This is a genomic window from Pseudomonas urethralis, assembly GCF_021602465.1.
Lineage (GTDB): Bacteria > Pseudomonadota > Gammaproteobacteria > Pseudomonadales > Pseudomonadaceae > Aquipseudomonas > Aquipseudomonas vlassakiae.
In genome coordinates this window covers 1-452 of record NZ_BQIJ01000062.1, presented here as the reverse complement: position 1 = coordinate 452, position 452 = coordinate 1, and the positions used below count along the sequence as shown (strand labels likewise).

1 pseudogene is annotated in these 452 nt (G+C 63.9%); it reads left to right on the top strand.

The features are described from left to right. Positions 1-439 (top strand): annotated as a pseudogene (locus tag L6D64_RS28200) (hypothetical protein); the annotation flags it as partial. Positions 440-452 lie beyond the last annotated feature (13 nt).

Sequence of the window (452 nt, the reverse complement as noted above, 5' to 3'; positions counted from 1 at the left end):
CACCATGGCACTCGCAGAAGACAACCACATCGACCCGAACAACAAGGCACGCTGGGGCTTCGGCGGCAGCGTCGGCAAGATCACGGTCGGTCCGCAGACTGTCGGCGAGACTGGCGGCGTCGAATCGATTCTCACCGAGCCCGACAACTCCGGTGCGCACAACAACGGCGGCGGCACTGGCGACGGCGAGCAGGTCAAGCAGTTGCAGCAGGCCAACGCCCAGCTGGCGGCCGAGAAGGAGGACCTGCAGAAGCAACTGCAGGCACTCCAGAAGGCTGAACAGGACCGCCTCGCCGCCGAGAAGGAAGAGCAAGACCGGCTGGCAGCCGAGAAGGAAGTCGAAGAGCTGAAGGCCAAGCTTGACGCCGCAGGGGTTACCTACCGCGCCAACGCCTCGAAAGAGTCGCTGCAGAAGCTGGTAGAAGACCTGCCCAAGTAACACCGGGGCTTCG